Here is a 15,170-nt window from a genome sequence, read left to right on the forward strand (position 1 = left end):
AGTATGTCATGTGCCGCGGTTCAGTCTCGTCGGCCTGCTCGGAGCTGTCTCCGTGCGAGCCGGAGGTCCGCCAGCGTCGCGTCGACATCGTCGGCTTCGTCGTACTCCGTGGAGTACAGGGCCGCCAGTGCTTCGTACTGCTCAGCTCGGCGTCGCTTCCGGTACGCAAGCGCGTCCGCGAGCTTGATCCGTCGATGCGTGCTGATCTTCTCGAACGGGATGTCTCCCCGGTCGAGCATCTTGACGACCGTTGGTCGACTCACGTTGAGCAACTCCGCAACCTGCTGGGTCGTCAGCGTGCGGGACTGCGGGGAGACCGTGACGGCCAGGCCGAGCTGCATCGCTTCGACCACCTGCAGGAGCACTCGATGGACCTCGGCCGGGAGTTCGACGTGGTCTCCCGCCTCGGCTCCGGCGAGGAAGTAGCGGGCTTCGATCGCATCCCCGCCTGCTGCAGCACGGGCGGCGAGGAAGTCGTGGACCTGCGCGACCGCTCCGGCATCGGAAGCCTCGTACGTCTCCTGCTGCAGTGCATGCGCGTGTGCTGGCATCGTCATCTCCTCCGCAGCAAACGTAACAGGTTTCGTCCCTTTCGAATCAGGCGCCCGGATGTCGCGCTCCTCGACGTGATTGGCTTGCTCCATGACCAACGACAGCGTGCAGCCCGGCGGCGTCGCCCTCCACGAACCCTTCTACGGCGCCCCCTTCGTCGAGGCCGTGCGCCGGTTCTGGCGGAAGTACACCGTGTTCACCGGGCGGGCTTCCCGCGCCGAGTTCTGGTGGTGGTGGCTGACGTCGTTCGCGATCGGCCTCGTGCTGCAGCTCGTCCCGCAGGCCTTCACGCCGGACACACCGCTGTTCGAGAACCCGGTCGGCTCCTACCTGTTCGTGCTCTGGGGGCTCGTGACGCTCGTCGGCTCGCTCGCCGTCGGCGCCCGACGGCTGCACGACGCGAACCTGTCCGGCTTCTGGCAGTTCCTGCACGTGCTGCCGGGCATCGGCTCGCTCGTCCTGTACGTGCTGTGCCTGCTGCCCGCGAACCCGAAGGGTGCGCGGTTCGACCGCTGACCGCTGACCGCTGCCCAGCGCGGCGGACCGGTCGCCGACCTGCCCGGTCCGGGGATCAGAACGGGTCGTCGCCGTCCGTCGTGGGCGACCAGCGCGCACGACGCATGTCGAGCCTCCAGGTCGAGGCCCCCTGCACGAGCGGCGTCCCCTCGGCGCGGTAGTGCTCGAGCGCCCGGGCCTCGTGGTGCAGGGGTGGGTGTCCGCCCGCGCGCACCACCCGCCACCAGGGCAGGCCGGCACCCTCGTGCGCCATCACCTTGCCGACTGCGCGCGAGGCGCGTGAGCCGAGCGCGGCGGCGACGTCCCCGTAGGTCATGACGTGACCGGGCGGGATGAGCCGCACCACCTCGGCGACGGCAGCCCCGAAGTCGACGCCGTCCGTCGGCACGCCGTCGGAGAGCACCGCGTCGGACGGCACCGCATCGGCCGGCACCGCGTCGGACGGCACTAGAGCGTCAGGACCGCGAAGTGGTCGCCGTACCGGGTCTCGCGCACGACCTCGAAGCCGACGGCGCGGAAGAACGCCTCGGGGCTGTCGTCGCCACCCGGCTCGTACACGACCGTCAGGCGCTCGAACCCACGGCTGCGTGCTTCCTCTGCCAGACCGTGCACGGCGAAGCGACCGACGCCGCGACCCTGCGCGCTCGCCGCGACGTTGACGCGCCAGATGCAGCTGCGCAGCTCTTCCTGCGCGTTGTCGGCGTCGAAGGACCCGATGATCAGCCCGAGGACCTCGTCGTCGTCCAGCACCACGCGGGTCCAGGCCGAGCTCGGCTTGACGTCGGACTCGGCGACGCCGTAGGTGGTCGGTTGCACGAACTGTTCCTGGCCCGGCTTGAGCGTCAGGGAGTTCGCCGCCGCAGCGGTCTTCGCGGAGAGTTCTTCCAGGCGCAGGTCGGACATGCGGCCAGGCTAACGGTGCGACCCGGCTCGGGGCCAGCGCTCGTGACCGACCGAGACCGCACCGTTGCCGCGGTATGGTCGCGACATGGCAGAACACCGGCGTGGGGCGAACCTGCCGTCGATCGGTGGGTTCAACCGCACGGTGATCCTGGACGCCGTCCGTCGGTCGCCCGACGGGTTGAGCCGCGTCGAGCTCGCCGCCCGCACGGGCCTCAGCGCGCAGACCGTGTCGAACGTCACCCGGTTCCTCATCGAGGCCGGCATGATCGTCGAGTCCGGCACCGTCGTCGCCGGTCGCGGCAAGCCCCGCACGATCCTGCGGCTCGAGCCCGGCAGCCGGTACGCCGTCGGGGTGCACGTCGACCCGGCCGTCGTCACCTACGTCCTGCTCGACCTCGCGGGCACCGTGGTCGCCGCCACCACCACGTCCACCCCCACCGCCGACGATCCGTCCCAGGTCGTGCGGACCATGGCGACCGCCGTCGAACGGCTCGTCGCCGACGCCGGGGTGTCGGTCGACAGCGTGCTCGGGGTCGGCATCGCCAGCCCCGGGCCGATCGACGTCGAAGCCGGCATCGTCGTCGACCCGCCGTTCCTGCCGCGCTGGCGGGACGTCCCGCTGCGCGACGCGCTCGCCGAGGCCACCGGCTACCCGGTGCTGCTCGAGAAGGACGTCACGGCGGCGGTGGTCGGCGAGATGTTCCTGGCGGGGGAGTCCTCGGCGCGGAACTTCGCCTTCGTGTACTTCGGCACGGGCTTCGGCGTCGGACTCGTCATCGACCACGAGCCCGTGCGCGGCGTCGGTTCGAACGCGGGCGACGCCGGCCACATCATGGTCGACCAGGGGTCGCTCGCGGGCACCCCGGACGGTGCCGGGACCCGCGGCGAGGTCGGCGCGGCCGTCGCCCCCGACCGGCTCGTGCAGATCGCGCGGTCGCGGGGGCTGATGCTGGCCGACGGCGGCGCCGCCGATCCGGCCAGCGCAGTCGATACGGCGTGGGACGAGCTGGCGGACGCCATCGCCCGCGGGGACGAGACGGCAACCGGGCTCGCTGCCGAGGCCGGCACCGTGATGGGACGCGCGGTCGTGCTCATCGTGAACCTGCTCGACGTCGACCGCGTGGTGTTCGGCGGACCGTTCTGGTCGCGCATCGCACCGGCCGCGCTGCCGGCGGCGCGGACGGCCATCGCGGGGTCACCCCTGCTCGTGCCCAAGCACGAGGTGCAGGTGGTCGAGAGCGACCGCGGCGCCGACGTCGCAGCGGTCGGGGCCGCGTGCCTGGTGCTCGACGCGTCGCTGTCGCCCCGCGCGAGCGCCCTGCTCATCCGCCGCTGACGGGGGCGCGCGGGCTCGCGTCGAGTGAGCAGAAGGCGTCGGGTCCGCGATGGCGACCCGACGTCTCCTGCTCACCGGGTGCCGTGCGCGCGTCCGCGGGACGGCCGGGAGGCGCGGTGCGGGGCCGCCCCGCGCCTCCCGTCCGCGCACCGCGCGTCCAGAGCGCGGGCGCGACCCGGGACACCGTCCGTTCACCTCGACGCCACCGCCCGGACGCCCAGGTGCTGAACAGTCGTGCAGGTCTCCCTCCCCGCCCTCCCCGAGAAGGACCCTGCATGCGCGTTCCTGCCCTGCGCCCGCCCACGCTGCGGATCGGTGCGGCCATCGCGACCGCGATGGTCGTCGCCGGCGGCGTCGTCACGGCGACCCCGGCCCTCGCCGCCGTCGGTGACGACGACCCGACCATCGGCGCCGCCGCACCGAACGGCCTCGTCGTGAACGAGGTCGAGTCGAACGGCGACGACACCGACTGGGTGGAGCTCGCGAACACCTCGGGCACCGCGATCGACCTGTCCGGGTACGCGTTCCTCGACTCCGACAACTCGCACGAGGCGTACGTCCTGCCGAGCGGCTCGACCGTCGCGCCCGGCGGGCACGTCGTCGTCGACCAGGTCTCGGCCACCGCGCCCGGGTTCGACTTCGGGCTCGGCGGTACCGACACGGTGCGCCTGTTCGACCCCGCCGGTGCCCTGGTGCTCCGGTACGCGTGGACGACCCACGCGGGCGTCACGTACGGCCGCTGCGCCGACGGCGTCGGACCGCTCGTGGACACCACGGCCTCGACCAAGGGGGCGGCGAACGACTGCTCCTCGCCCGTCCGGATCAACGAGGTCGAGTCGCAGGGCGGCACCCCAGGCGACTGGGTGGAGCTGACCAACGTCGGCAGCGCGACCGTCGACCTGGGCGGGTACGTGCTGCGCGACAGCGAGGACGACCACACGTGGACGATCCCCGCCGGCACGACCGTCGCGGCCGGGGGCTTCACCGTGCTCGACGAGGCGGACTTCGGTTTCGGGCTCGGCGGGGCGGACGCCGTGCGGCTGTCCGACACCCGGGGCGTGGTCGTCGACTCGACCTCGTGGACGGCGCACGCCGCCACGACGACCGGCCGGAACCCCGACGGTACCGGCGACTTCGCCGAGACCGCGGAGCCGACCAAGGGTGCGGCCAACCGGTTCGCGGGCGTCGTGACCGCCGAGGCCTGGCCCGGCGGCGCGGACGAGACCGTGCTCGACGACGAGGGCACCTTCACCGGTGACCTGAGCGGCCTGGACTGGACGACCTCGACGGCGTCGCGGGACGGGCAGCTCTGGGCCGTGCAGAACGGCGACGGGCTGCTCTACCACCTGACCTCGGACGGCGAGGGCGGCTGGGCGCCGTCGAACGCCGCGGGCACCGACCTGCGGTACGCCGACGGCACCGGTACCCCGGACGCCGAGGGCGTGACCGTCACGAGCGACGACCCCGGTGCCGTCTACGTGTCGACCGAGCGTGACAACGACGTGTCGAAGACGAGCCGCCCGTCGGTGTTGCGCTACGCCACGACCGACGGCTCCGAGGCCACGCTCCGGGCGACCGACGAGTGGAACCTGGCCGCGGACTTCCCGGGCCTGGGCGCGAACGCCGGGCTCGAGGGCGTCACCTGGATCCCGGACACCTGGCTCACCGAACACGGCTTCGTCGACGAGCGCACCGGCGCGGCGTACGCCCCGTCGACGTACGCCGGGCACGGCGAGGGCCTGTTCTTCGTCGGGGTCGAGGGCACCGCGAGCGTGTACGCCTACGCCCTGATGGACGACGGCTCGTCGCAGCGGGTCGCCACGATCGCGACCTCGCTCGCCGTCGTCGCCGACGTGCAGTTCGACCCGACGCTCGACGCGCTCTGGGTGGTCTGCGACGAGGTGTGCTCCGGTCGGACCGCGCTGTACGAGGTCGCCGACGGCGCCTTCACCGCCACGACGCTGTACGAGGCGCCGTCGAGCGCCGACCGCACGCTCGCCAACGAGGGCTTCGCGATCTCGGGTGTCTGCATCGACGGGGAGCGCGCGACGTTCTACGCCGACGACAACGACACGGACGGGTTCTCGCTGCGCACCGGGACGTACCCGTGCGAGGGCGGCGACACGGACCCGGGCACCGACCCCACGCCGGGTCCGACGCCCGGCCCGACGCCTGGTCCGACGCCGGGTCCGGGGACGGACCCGACGCCTGCGCCGTCGCCGACGCCGGTCCCGCCGGGCGACGGGATCACCCCGACGACGCCTCCGGTCACCGGTGGGACTCCGTCGGTTCCGGTGGCGCCGTCGGAGTCGTCGTTGACGGAGGCGAACCGTGGTGGTGTCTCGGCGCCGGCGACGGCTCGTGCGGGGGAGACGATCACGGTGACGGTCGGCACGGCGTCGGCTGGTGAGACGGTGCGCGTGTGGTTGTACTCGTCGCCGACACTGATCGGCACGGCCGTGGTCGCGGCGGACGGCACGGTCCGGGTGACGATCCCGGCGGACACGGTGCCGGGTGCGCACCGGTTGGCGGTGACGGCTGCGGACGGGTCGTTGATCGGGTGGACCCCGATCACGATCACGACGGACGGGCAGTTGGCGTTCACGGGTGCCGAGGGCATGGGTGCCGGTGCGCTGGTGGCGTTCCTGCTGCTCGCGGCGGGTGCGGGCGTGCTGATCGTCCGCCGCCGTCGGAAGGCCGCGACCGCGGCGTAGCCCCCCCCCGCGCCCCGGTCGGGCGCTGAGTGAGCAGAAGACGCCGGGTTCCCGTTGCGGACCCGGCGTCTTCTGCTCACTCGGCGGGTGTGCGAGCGCTCAGTGCTCGGCGCCGTGCATGGTCTGCGTGTCGTCCTGACCGGGGATCGGCTCCTCGGTGGTCCAGCCGTACCAGCGGCCGTCGATCTCGGCGACCGCACGACCGTCGCCGCAGCCGACCAGTCCCGTGGTGGGCAGGTCCGACGGCAGGAAGTCCGCGGTCATCGCCGGGCCGCCGTAGGGCTCGTCGAGCTTCGTGCAGTCGCCGACGTCGACACCCTTCGCCGACGAGAACCCGATGACGTACCCGGGCTGCGAGACGTGGAGGCGGACGTCGATGTCCTCCGCGTCCTCCGGCACCCACTCCGGCATGAAGAACGCCAGGTCCTCCGACTCCCCGGAGCGCGGCGCGTCGGCGTACGTGTCGAAGTGCTTCGTGGGGGTCTTGTTCGGCACGATGTCCTCGACCACGCTGCAGCCGGCGGTCAGCAGCAGCGCGGACAGCGCGGCGGTGGAGGCGAGGGCGATCCGCAGGGAGCGGCGGGCGGTGGTGGGGCGCGTGGCGGTGGTCATGGATCCAGTGTCGCGACGGCTCCGACGCCGGAACAGCACGTGCGCACCCGGACCGGGCCGGGGGTTACCCCCACCTGCGGAGCTCGGTCGCAGCCGGCGCGGACCTCGATCGTGCGCAGCGGACGGGCCGCATCGCGCCGTCTGCCAGAAACTCCTTGACACGGTTATGTCCATACGCTGGACTAATCCAGCGCGCGGGTGATGGAGCCCGCGGACATCACCCGTGCAAAGGAGCACCGATGAAACGCACCCGCATCATCGCCGGATTCGCAGCCGTGGCCGTGGCCGCGGTCGGTCTGGCTGGCTGCTCGAGCTCGGGGTCCGCCTCGAGCGACACGATCAAGATCGCGTACCAGAAGTTCGGTGCCTTCCAGCAGCTCGACGCCCAGTTGAAGGTCGTCAAGAAGCAGTACGAGAAGGACCACCCGGGCAAGAAGGTCGAACTCGTGCCCATCCAGGCGCAGGAGAACGACTACGCCACCAAGCTCGCGCTCATGAACAAGGCGCCGGCCACCGCCCCCGACGTCATCTACGAGGACACCTTCCTCATCAAGGCCGACGCCGAGGCGGGCTACCTGCTGCCCCTCGACGAGTACACCGCGAAGTGGGACGAGTGGGACCAGTTCTTCGACAACGCCAAGCAGGCGGGCGAGGGCGAGGACGGCAAGACCTACGGCATCCCGATGGGCACCGACACCCGTGCCCTCTGGTACAACAAGGACATCTTCGAGGAGGCCGGACTCGACGTCCCGTGGAAGCCGAAGACCTGGGACGACGTCCTCGCGGCGGCGAAGACCATCAAGGAGCAGCAGCCGGACGTCATCCCGTTCAACATCTACTCCGGCAAGGCCCAGGGCGAGGCGTCCACCATGCAGGGCTTCGAGATGCTGCTGTACGGCGCGGACGGCCCCGGCAACACGCTCTACCAGGACAAGAAGTGGGTCACCGGGTCGGAGCAGTTCGAGGACTCGCTGCAGTTCATCGAGGACGTGTACCAGGGCGACCTCGGTCCCACCCCGCAGCAGGCGCTCGACACGAACATCGGCACGACCATCACGCAGTCGTGGCTGCCGGAGGGCAAGCTCGCCATCGACCTCGACGGGTCGTGGCAGTCCGGCACCTGGCTGGAGACCGGTACCGCGCCGTGGCCCGAGTGGAACGACGTGATGGGGCAGGCGCCGATGCCGACGCAGAACGGCCAGGAGCCCGGCTACAACTCGATGTCCGGCGGGTGGACGCTCGCGGTCGGCGCGAAGTCGAAGGACCCGCAGGGGGCGTTCGACTTCATCACGACCTTCCTCGACAAGGACGGATCGCTCAAGTACGACTCCGAGAACAGCCAGATCGCCGTCCGGAAGGACGTCGCCGCAGACCCGGAGTACACCGGCGCGAACCCGACCTTCGAGTTCTTCTCCGGTCTGGTCGAGAACACCAACTTCCGTCCGGCGACGAGTGACTACTCGCAGGTGTCCAACGCGATCCAGGTCGCGATGGAGTCGGTGATGACCGGCCAGCAGTCGCCGAAGGAGGCGGCAGACGCCTACGACGAGGCCGTCACGCAGGTGGTCGGCGAGGAGAACACGGTCTCCGCGGGGTGACGGACGTCACCCCCTGACGGCCTGGAGGCGCGGCGCGGTCCCGCACCGCGCCTCCCGGTCCGTCCTTCCCCACCTTCGGAACCCCTCTCCGCACCCGGAAGGCAACCCCCGTGTCCAGCACCCCCCTCGCGCCGACGCTGTCGGCGCCCGGTGCGCCGAAGCGCACCGATCCACCCGTCCCCCGCAGGCGGCGACCGCTGCGCAACGTCGGCCGGGCCGTCCCGCTCCTGCCCGCGCTCGTCCTGCTCGTCGTCTTCCTGCTCGGCCCTGTCATCTCGTCGTTCTACGGGTCGTTCACCAACTCGGCACTGACCGGTGCCAACGCCGCCGACCAGCAGTTCGTCGGGTTCCAGAACTACGTCGAGCTGTTCCAGGACCCGGACTTCCCCAAGTCGGTCGTCCTGACCGTCGTGTTCCTGCTGGCCTCGGCCGTGGTCGGGCAGAACGTGCTCGGGCTCGGCCTGGCACTGCTCATGCGCTCGGCGAACAAGGTCGTCCGGGCCGTCGTCGGCACCTTCGTCGTGGCCGCGTGGGTCCTGCCCGAGATCGTGGCGTCGTTCGCCGCGTACGCGTTCTTCAACGACGAGGGCACGCTCAACGCGTTCCTCGCGTCCATCGGCATCACGGGCGCGAACTGGCTGTACACGTACCCGATGCTCGCCGTCATCCTGGCGAACATCTGGCGCGGCACCGCGTTCTCGATGCTCGTGTACTCCGCGGCCGTGCAGGAGGTCCCCGAGGAGATCACCGAGTCGGCCGAGGTGGACGGCGCGACCGGCTGGCAGCGGCTCGTCTACATCACGCTGCCGGTCATCCGCCGGTCGATCTCGACGAACCTCATGCTCACGACGCTGCAGACGCTGTCGGTCTTCACCCTCATCTTCGTGATGACGGGCGGCGGACCGGGCACGAACTCGTCGACCCTGCCGATCCTGGCGTACCAGGAGGCGTTCAAGTTCTCGCAGCTCGGCTTCGGGACCGCCATCGCGACGATCCTGCTGATCGTCGGTGCGGTGTTCTCGGTCATCTACATCCGGGCGCTCAAGCCGGAGGTGGACTGACATGGCCATGACCGCCGCTCGCCACGACACGACCTCGACCCGGGCCGTCACCGCGCCGGGTTCGATGCACATGACCTCGCCGCGGGGTCGCACCATGCGGTGGGTCGCGAACGTCGTGCTGCTCGTCATCGCGGTCTGCTTCGCGGTGCCCCTGCTCTGGCTGCTGCTCGCCTCGGTCGACGCGCAGGCGTCGCTGTCGGTGAAGCTGCCGTCGCAGTTCACGCTCGACAACTTCACCCAGGTGCTCACGCCGGAGCTGTCGTTCATCCCGCTCGCGAACAGCCTGCTGCTGTCCGGCGGCACCGCCGTCGTCACGGTGGTCTTCGCCCTGCTGGCCGCGTACCCGCTGTCCCGCTACAAGATGCGCGTCAACAAGCCGTTCCTGTACAGCATCCTGTTCGGCACCGGCCTCCCGATCACCGCGATGATGGTGCCGGTCTACGCGCTGTTCGTGTCGCTCAACCTGATCGACAACGTGTGGGGCTGCATCTTCTTCCTCGCCGCGACCTCGCTGCCCATGGCCATCTGGATGGCGAAGAACTTCATGGACTCGGTGCCGATCTCGCTGGAAGAGGCCGCCTGGACCGACGGTGCCTCGATGCTCACGACGCTGACGCGGATCGTCGTGCCGCTCATGCGCCCGGGCATCGCCGTCGTGTTCATCTTCGTGTTCATCCAGGCGTGGGGGAACTTCTTCGTCCCCTTCGTCCTGCTGCTCTCGCCCGACCAGGTGCCCGCCGCGGTGAGCATCTTCAACTTCTTCGGGCAGAACGGGGCGGTGGCGTACGGCCAGCTCGCCGCGTTCTCGATCGTCTACTCCGTCCCCGTCATCGCCCTCTACGTGATCGTGTCCCGAGGCCTCGGCGGCGGCAACGCCCTCGCCGGCGGCATCAAGGGCTGATCCGCCTGCCCCGGCCGGCCCACTCGAAAGGAACCACATGCACCAGGACGAACCGCTCGTCGAGGCCCGCATCGCCCGCCTCGTCCGCGACCGCGTCGACCCCGCCGTCCACCGCCGCTCGGCGCCGGTGACGATCGAGGCGTGGGAGGTGCCGGGCGAACCGGTGCCGTTCGACACCGCCGTGCGCGAGACGTACGAACCGTTCACGGTCGGCTCCTCCTGGGGTGGGCGGCCGTGGGGCACGACCTGGTTCCGGGTGACCGGGACGGTGCCGTCCGACTTCGGCACCGCGCCGGGGACCACGGCCGAGCTGTTCGTCGACCTCGGCTTCACCAAGCGGCACCCGGGGTTCCAGGCCGAGGGGCTCGCGTTCCGCCCGGACGGGTCCACCATCAAGGCCGTCGAACCGCGGAACAATGCCGTGCCGCTCGCCGTCGGGCCCGGTGAGTCCTTCGAGCTCTACGTCGAGGCCGGGGCGAACCCGGACATCGGCGGCGACTCGTTCCAGGGCGCGACGCCGCTCGGGTCGCGCTCCACCGCCGGTGACCGCCCGATCTACCGGCTGCGGGCGCTCGAGGTCGTCGAGCGTGACGACACCGTGTGGGAACTGCAGCAGGACCTGTGGGTGCTCCGCGGTCTGATGGCCGAGCTGCCGACCGACGGCACCCGCGGCGCCGACATCCTGCGTGCGCTCGAGCGGGCGGCGGACGCGCTGGACCCCGACGACGTCCCGGGCACCGCGGCGGACGCCCGCGCCGCCCTCGCCCCGGCGCTGGCCGTGCCGGCGAGCGCAGCCGCCCACCGTGCCGTCGCGGTCGGCCACGCCCACATCGACTCCGCCTGGCTGTGGCCGGTGCGCGAGACGAAGCGCAAGTGCGCCAGGACGTTCTCGAACGTGCTCGACCTGATGGACCGCGACCCCGACTTCACCTTCGCCTGCTCGTCCGCGCAGCAGTACGCGTGGATCCGCGACGAGTACCCGGAGATCTTCGGCCGGATCAAGCAGCGGGTGGCCGAGGGCCGGTGGATCCCGGTCGGCGGCATGTGGGTGGAGTCGGACACGAACCTGCCCGGTGGCGAGGCCCTGGCACGGCAGTTCGTCGCCGGCAAGCGGTTCTTCCTGGAGGAGTTCGGCGTCGACACCCCCGAGGCCTGGCTGCCCGACTCGTTCGGCTACTCGGGCGCCCTGCCGCAGATCGTCCGCGCCGCCGGCTCGAAGTGGTTCGTCACGCAGAAGCCGTCGTGGAACGAGACGAACGTCATCCCGCACACCTCGTTCCACTGGGAGGGCATCGACGGCTCCCGCGTCCTGACGCACCTGCCCCCGGCCGACACCTACAACTCCGACGTCTCGCCCGCCGACCTGCACCGCGGCGAACGGAACAACAAGGAGCGCGGCACCGCGAACACCTCGATGCTGCTCTACGGCTTCGGCGACGGCGGCGGCGGACCCACCCGCGAGATGGTCGGCGCCGCGCACCGCCAGCACGACCTGGACGGGTCGCCCCGCGTGACGCTCGGCACTCCGGCGCAGGTGTTCGAGCAGATCGAGCAGGACCTGCCGACCCCGGGGGTCTGGTCGGGCGAGATGTACCTCGAGTTCCACCGCGGCACGTACACGTCGCAGATCCGCACGAAGCAGGGCAACCGCCGGTCCGAGCACCTGCTGCGCGAGGCCGAGCTCTGGGCAGCGACCGCCGCCGTCCGGCTCGGCGCGGAGTACCCGTACGCCGAGCTCGAGCAGGCCTGGCACACCGTCCTGCTGCAGCAGTTCCACGACATCCTGCCGGGGTCGTCCATCGCCTGGGTGTACGAGAACGCCGAGGCCGAGTACGCCCGGGTCGCCGAGGTGCTCGAGGGACTCATCGGCACCGCGACGACGGCGCTCGCCGCGGGCGGGACCGCGGGGGCCGACGCAACCGGCGCCGCCGTCGGTGCCCCCGGGACGGTCGTGCGCTTCAACGCCGCGCCCGTCGCAGCGGGGGACGTGACCGCTTTGGGAGGTTCGCTCGGCGCAGCACCGCGACCCGTGCCTCCCGTCCGTTCCGGTGACGGCTTCGTGTTCGACACCGGCGTGGTCACGGCGACCATCGACGCAGCCGGCCACGTCGTGTCGCTCGTCGACCGTGCGAGCGGTCGCGACGCCGTCGCGCCCGGCGCGGCCGCGGCCGAGTACACCGTGTTCCGGGACACCCCGAACCAGTGGGAGGCGTGGGACATCGACCGCGCCTACCAGCGCAACGGTACGGTGCTGACGGCCTCGTCGGTCGCGGTGGACGGGGACACGCTCGTGGTCGAGCGGTCCTTCGGATCGTCGACGCTCACCACGCGCTACTCCGCCGTCGAGGGCGAACCCGAACTCACCGTCGAGACCGAAGTCGACTGGCACGAGCACCAGAAGCTGCTCAAGCTCGCCTTCCCCATCGACGTGCTCGCCCCCACGGCGGCGAGCGAGATCCAGTTCGGGCACATCGACCGGCCCACGCACCAGAACACCTCGTGGGACCACGCCCGCTTCGAGACCTCGGCGCACCGGTGGGTGCACGTGGCCGAGCCGGGCTTCGGGGTCGCGGTCGCGAACGACTCGACGTACGGGCACGACATCACCCGTGAGACCCGCGCCGACGGCGGCACCACGACGCTCGTGCGCGAGTCGCTGCTGCGCGGTCCGACGTTCCCGGACCCGGACGCCGACCAGGGGCACCACGTGTTCCGCACGGTGCTGCGGGTGGGCGCCTCGGTGCTCGACGCCGCCGACTCCGGCTACCGGCTGAACCTGCCGGTGCGGAGCGTCGAGGGGTCGGCGCCGGTCGCACCGCTCGTGACGGTGTCGTCGCCGCAGGTGTTCGTCGAGGCCGTGAAGCTCGCCGAGGACCGCTCCGGCGACGTCGTCGTGCGGCTGTACGAGGGACTCGGCGGCCGGGCGAGTGACGTGGCGGTGGACTTCGGGTTCGACGTGGCGTCGGTCACCGTGGTCGACCTGCTCGAGCGGCCCGTGGGGGCCAGCTGGGACGCGGGTGAGCCGGTCTCGTTGACGCTCCGTCCGTTCGAGCTCGTGACGGTGCGCGTGCGTCGGGCCTGAGGCAGCGGGCCCGCCGCCCCCCGGTGGGGGAACGACCGCGGCGCCGGACGGGACACGGGTGCGTCTCGTCCGGCGCCGTGTCGCGGGTGCGGCACGTGCGGCGCTCTGTCGCGTGGGCGCTCCGTCCGGCGCTGTGTCGCGGGTGCAGCCCGTCGCCGACGGTGAACCGGCCCAGCGGCGTCTGACTAGCGTGGCGGCATGGCAGTGCAGGAGATCTGGCTCGTCCGCCACGGTGAATCGGTCGCGAACGTCGCAGCAGCCCGGGCGGAGGCCGCGGGGGACGACGTGATCGCGATCGACCACCGCGACGCGGACGTGCCGCTCAGCGACCTCGGCCAGGAGCAGTCACGGGCCCTCGGCGCGGAACTCGCCGAGCGGGGCTTCGACGACGTGCCCGTCGCGCTGTGGGTGTCGCCGTACCTGCGGGCGCAGCAGACCATCGCGATCGCGCTCGACGCCGCCGGCCTGACAGAACCGGACCGGCGGGTGGACGAGCGGCTCCGGGACCGCGAGCTCGGCGTCCTCGACCTGCTCACCCTGCAGGGGGTCCGGAACCGTCACCCCGACGAGGAGCGTCGTCGGCAGTGGCTCGGCAAGTACTACCACCGTCCGGCCGGCGGGGAGTCCTGGGCCGACGTGATGCTCCGCCTGCGGTCCGCCATGGTCGACGTCGACCGGCTCGAGGGTCCGGAACGACTGGTGATCGCCGCACACGACGCCGTCGTCACGCTGACCGTCGCGGTCTGCCTCGACCTCGACGAGCGGACCCTCATGGAGTTCGCGCGGACGCACGCCGTCGCGAACGCCTCGCTCACCCGACTCCGACGCGACGGGGCCGGTTCGCCCTGGACGCTCGAGGAGTTCTCGTCCGTCGGACACCTCGACGACGACGAGATCACGCAGCACACCGGCCGGAAGGACGACGCCCATGTCCGTTGAGACGATCTCCCCGAACTTCCTGCGCGACTGGCCCCTGCCGGACGCCGGTGCCGGCAAGTACGGCCGCGGCCAGGTCCTCGTCGTCGGCGGTGCCGCCCGCACCCCAGGGGCGGCGGTGCTCTCGGCGCTCGCCGCGCTGCGGGTCGGCGCCGGACGGCTCACCCTGGCGGTGGGTCGGAGCGTGGCGAACGAGGTCGCCGTCACGGTGCCCGAGTCCGGCGTCGAGCCGCTCGACGAGGACCAGGACGGGCACATCGCGCAGGGGGCGATCGAGGGCATCGCGGCCGCCGCGGCGAGTGCCGACGCCGTGCTGGTCGGACCCGGGCTCGACGAACCGGACGGCAGCCGCGACCTGGTCGCCGGACTGGCGGACGTCGTCGGCCCGCAGACCCTGGTGGTGCTCGACGCCTTCGCCCTCGGTGTCGCCGCCGACGTGCGCGACCGGCTGGAGCCGCTGCGGGGCCGCCTGGTGATGACGCCGAACTCCGGCGAGGCCGAACGGCTGCTCGGTCGGGAGTGCGGTGACGACGACATGGCCGACGCCTCGGCGATCGCCCAGCGGTTCGGCGCGGTCGTCGCCCTCGGTGACGCGATCGCGACGCCGCAGGGCCGGGGCTGGCTGAAGGGCACCGGCTCCGGCGGGCTCGGCACGAGCGGGAGCGGTGACGTGCTCTCCGGTGCGGTGACCGGCCTCCTGGCCCGTGGCGCGGACCCGGCGCAGGCGGTGGCGTGGGCGTCGTACGTGCACGCTGCCGCGGGCGACCGGCTCGCGGTGCAGGTCGGCCCGCTCGGCTACCTGGCGAGCGAGCTCGTGACCGAGATCCCGCGGGTGCTCGTGGAGCTCGGCGCCTGACGCAGCCCGGGTCAGCCCCGCCGCAGCGGCGTGTTTTCGCGCTGAGCGACACTCCACGCGTGACGAGGCGCGTGAACTGTCGCTGTGCCCGAAAGGTCGGAGG

The 15,170-nt window shown here is 71.7% G+C and carries 13 protein-coding genes; 9 read left to right on the forward strand and 4 right to left on the reverse strand.

Annotation, left to right across the window (positions count from 1 at the left end):
• Positions 1–20: 20 nt before the first annotated feature.
• Positions 21–644: a helix-turn-helix domain-containing protein gene (locus tag LEL83_RS03945; RefSeq protein ID WP_225557854.1), complete on the reverse strand. Its 624-nt coding sequence runs from the start codon at positions 642–644 to the stop codon at positions 21–23.
• Between LEL83_RS03945 and LEL83_RS03950 the strand changes: the two genes are divergently transcribed.
• Positions 643–1,068, forward strand: a complete 426-nt coding sequence (locus LEL83_RS03950) for a DUF805 domain-containing protein (RefSeq protein ID WP_198656918.1) — start codon at positions 643–645, stop codon at positions 1,066–1,068. The genes LEL83_RS03945 and LEL83_RS03950 overlap by 2 nt on opposite strands.
• A 55-nt stretch (positions 1,069–1,123) precedes the next feature.
• Here the strand turns inward: LEL83_RS03950 and LEL83_RS03955 are convergent, their stop codons facing one another.
• Both LEL83_RS03955 and LEL83_RS03960 read right to left on the reverse strand, forming a co-directional pair.
• Positions 1,124–1,516 carry an MGMT family protein gene (locus tag LEL83_RS03955; RefSeq protein ID WP_225557855.1) on the reverse strand — a complete coding sequence of 131 codons (393 nt, stop codon included), beginning with the start codon at positions 1,514–1,516 and terminating at the stop codon, positions 1,124–1,126.
• On the reverse strand, positions 1,516–1,971 hold the full coding sequence (locus LEL83_RS03960; protein ID WP_198656917.1) for a GNAT family N-acetyltransferase: 456 nt from the start codon (positions 1,969–1,971) through the stop codon (positions 1,516–1,518). The genes LEL83_RS03955 and LEL83_RS03960 overlap by 1 nt, the downstream gene beginning before the upstream one ends.
• A gap of 85 nt (positions 1,972–2,056) precedes the next feature.
• Between LEL83_RS03960 and LEL83_RS03965 the strand changes: the two genes are divergently transcribed.
• Together LEL83_RS03965 and LEL83_RS03970 are read left to right on the forward strand one after the other, a co-directional pair.
• Positions 2,057–3,307, forward strand: a complete 1,251-nt coding sequence (locus LEL83_RS03965) for an ROK family transcriptional regulator (protein WP_225557856.1) — start codon at positions 2,057–2,059, stop codon at positions 3,305–3,307.
• Between the two features lie 275 nt (positions 3,308–3,582).
• Complete coding sequence (locus LEL83_RS03970) at positions 3,583–6,021, forward strand: lamin tail domain-containing protein (RefSeq protein WP_225557857.1); 2,439 nt, start codon at positions 3,583–3,585, stop codon at positions 6,019–6,021.
• A 99-nt stretch (positions 6,022–6,120) separates the two neighbouring features.
• Here LEL83_RS03970 and LEL83_RS03975 read toward each other — a convergent pair whose 3' ends face one another.
• Complete coding sequence (locus tag LEL83_RS03975) at positions 6,121–6,633, reverse strand: hypothetical protein (protein WP_225557858.1); 513 nt, start codon at positions 6,631–6,633, stop codon at positions 6,121–6,123.
• Positions 6,634–6,872: 239 nt separating this feature from the next.
• Here LEL83_RS03975 and LEL83_RS03980 point away from each other — a divergent pair, with 239 nt between their 5' ends.
• The 6 genes from LEL83_RS03980 (at position 6,873) to LEL83_RS04005 (ending at position 15,067) form a co-directional block, all read left to right on the forward strand.
• Complete coding sequence (locus LEL83_RS03980) at positions 6,873–8,231, forward strand: extracellular solute-binding protein (protein ID WP_225557859.1); 1,359 nt, start codon at positions 6,873–6,875, stop codon at positions 8,229–8,231.
• 110 nt (positions 8,232–8,341) lie between these two features.
• Positions 8,342–9,292 (forward strand): carbohydrate ABC transporter permease, encoded by a 951-nt coding sequence (locus LEL83_RS03985; protein ID WP_198656912.1) that lies wholly within the window; start codon positions 8,342–8,344, stop codon positions 9,290–9,292.
• A 7-nt stretch (positions 9,293–9,299) separates the two neighbouring features.
• Positions 9,300–10,193 (forward strand): carbohydrate ABC transporter permease, encoded by an 894-nt coding sequence (locus LEL83_RS03990; RefSeq protein WP_372454434.1) that lies wholly within the window; start codon positions 9,300–9,302, stop codon positions 10,191–10,193.
• 37 nt (positions 10,194–10,230) lie between these two features.
• Positions 10,231–13,275 carry an alpha-mannosidase gene (locus LEL83_RS03995; RefSeq protein WP_225557860.1) on the forward strand — a complete coding sequence of 1,015 codons (3,045 nt, stop codon included), beginning with the start codon at positions 10,231–10,233 and terminating at the stop codon, positions 13,273–13,275.
• A 198-nt stretch (positions 13,276–13,473) separates the two neighbouring features.
• Positions 13,474–14,214 carry a histidine phosphatase family protein gene (locus tag LEL83_RS04000; RefSeq protein WP_225557861.1) on the forward strand — a complete coding sequence of 247 codons (741 nt, stop codon included), beginning with the start codon at positions 13,474–13,476 and terminating at the stop codon, positions 14,212–14,214.
• Positions 14,204–15,067, forward strand: a complete 864-nt coding sequence (locus tag LEL83_RS04005) for an NAD(P)H-hydrate dehydratase (RefSeq protein ID WP_225557862.1) — start codon at positions 14,204–14,206, stop codon at positions 15,065–15,067. Before LEL83_RS04000 ends, LEL83_RS04005 begins: the two co-directional genes overlap by 11 nt.
• Positions 15,068–15,170 lie beyond the last annotated feature (103 nt).

The sequence above is a fragment of the Curtobacterium oceanosedimentum genome (genome assembly GCF_020297365.1).
In the GTDB taxonomy this organism is placed as follows: domain Bacteria; phylum Actinomycetota; class Actinomycetes; order Actinomycetales; family Microbacteriaceae; genus Curtobacterium.

Excerpts from the sequence above, each read along its gene's own strand:
- LEL83_RS03950 (WP_198656918.1), top strand. The coding sequence starts at position 643 with ATGACCAACGACAGCGTGCAGCCCGGCGGCGTCGCCCTCCACGAACCC.
- LEL83_RS03945 (WP_225557854.1), bottom strand. The coding sequence starts at position 644 with ATGGAGCAAGCCAATCACGTCGAGGAGCGCGACATCCGGGCGCCTGAT.
- LEL83_RS03960 (WP_198656917.1), bottom strand. The coding sequence starts at position 1,971 with ATGTCCGACCTGCGCCTGGAAGAACTCTCCGCGAAGACCGCTGCGGCG.
- LEL83_RS03965 (WP_225557856.1), top strand. The coding sequence starts at position 2,057 with ATGGCAGAACACCGGCGTGGGGCGAACCTGCCGTCGATCGGTGGGTTC.
- LEL83_RS03970 (WP_225557857.1), top strand. The coding sequence starts at position 3,583 with ATGCGCGTTCCTGCCCTGCGCCCGCCCACGCTGCGGATCGGTGCGGCC.
- LEL83_RS03975 (WP_225557858.1), bottom strand. The coding sequence starts at position 6,633 with ATGACCACCGCCACGCGCCCCACCACCGCCCGCCGCTCCCTGCGGATC.
- LEL83_RS03980 (WP_225557859.1), top strand. The coding sequence starts at position 6,873 with ATGAAACGCACCCGCATCATCGCCGGATTCGCAGCCGTGGCCGTGGCC.
- LEL83_RS03990 (WP_372454434.1), top strand. The coding sequence starts at position 9,300 with ATGACCGCCGCTCGCCACGACACGACCTCGACCCGGGCCGTCACCGCG.
- LEL83_RS03995 (WP_225557860.1), top strand. The coding sequence starts at position 10,231 with ATGCACCAGGACGAACCGCTCGTCGAGGCCCGCATCGCCCGCCTCGTC.
- LEL83_RS04000 (WP_225557861.1), top strand. The coding sequence starts at position 13,474 with ATGGCAGTGCAGGAGATCTGGCTCGTCCGCCACGGTGAATCGGTCGCG.
- LEL83_RS04005 (WP_225557862.1), top strand. The coding sequence starts at position 14,204 with ATGTCCGTTGAGACGATCTCCCCGAACTTCCTGCGCGACTGGCCCCTG.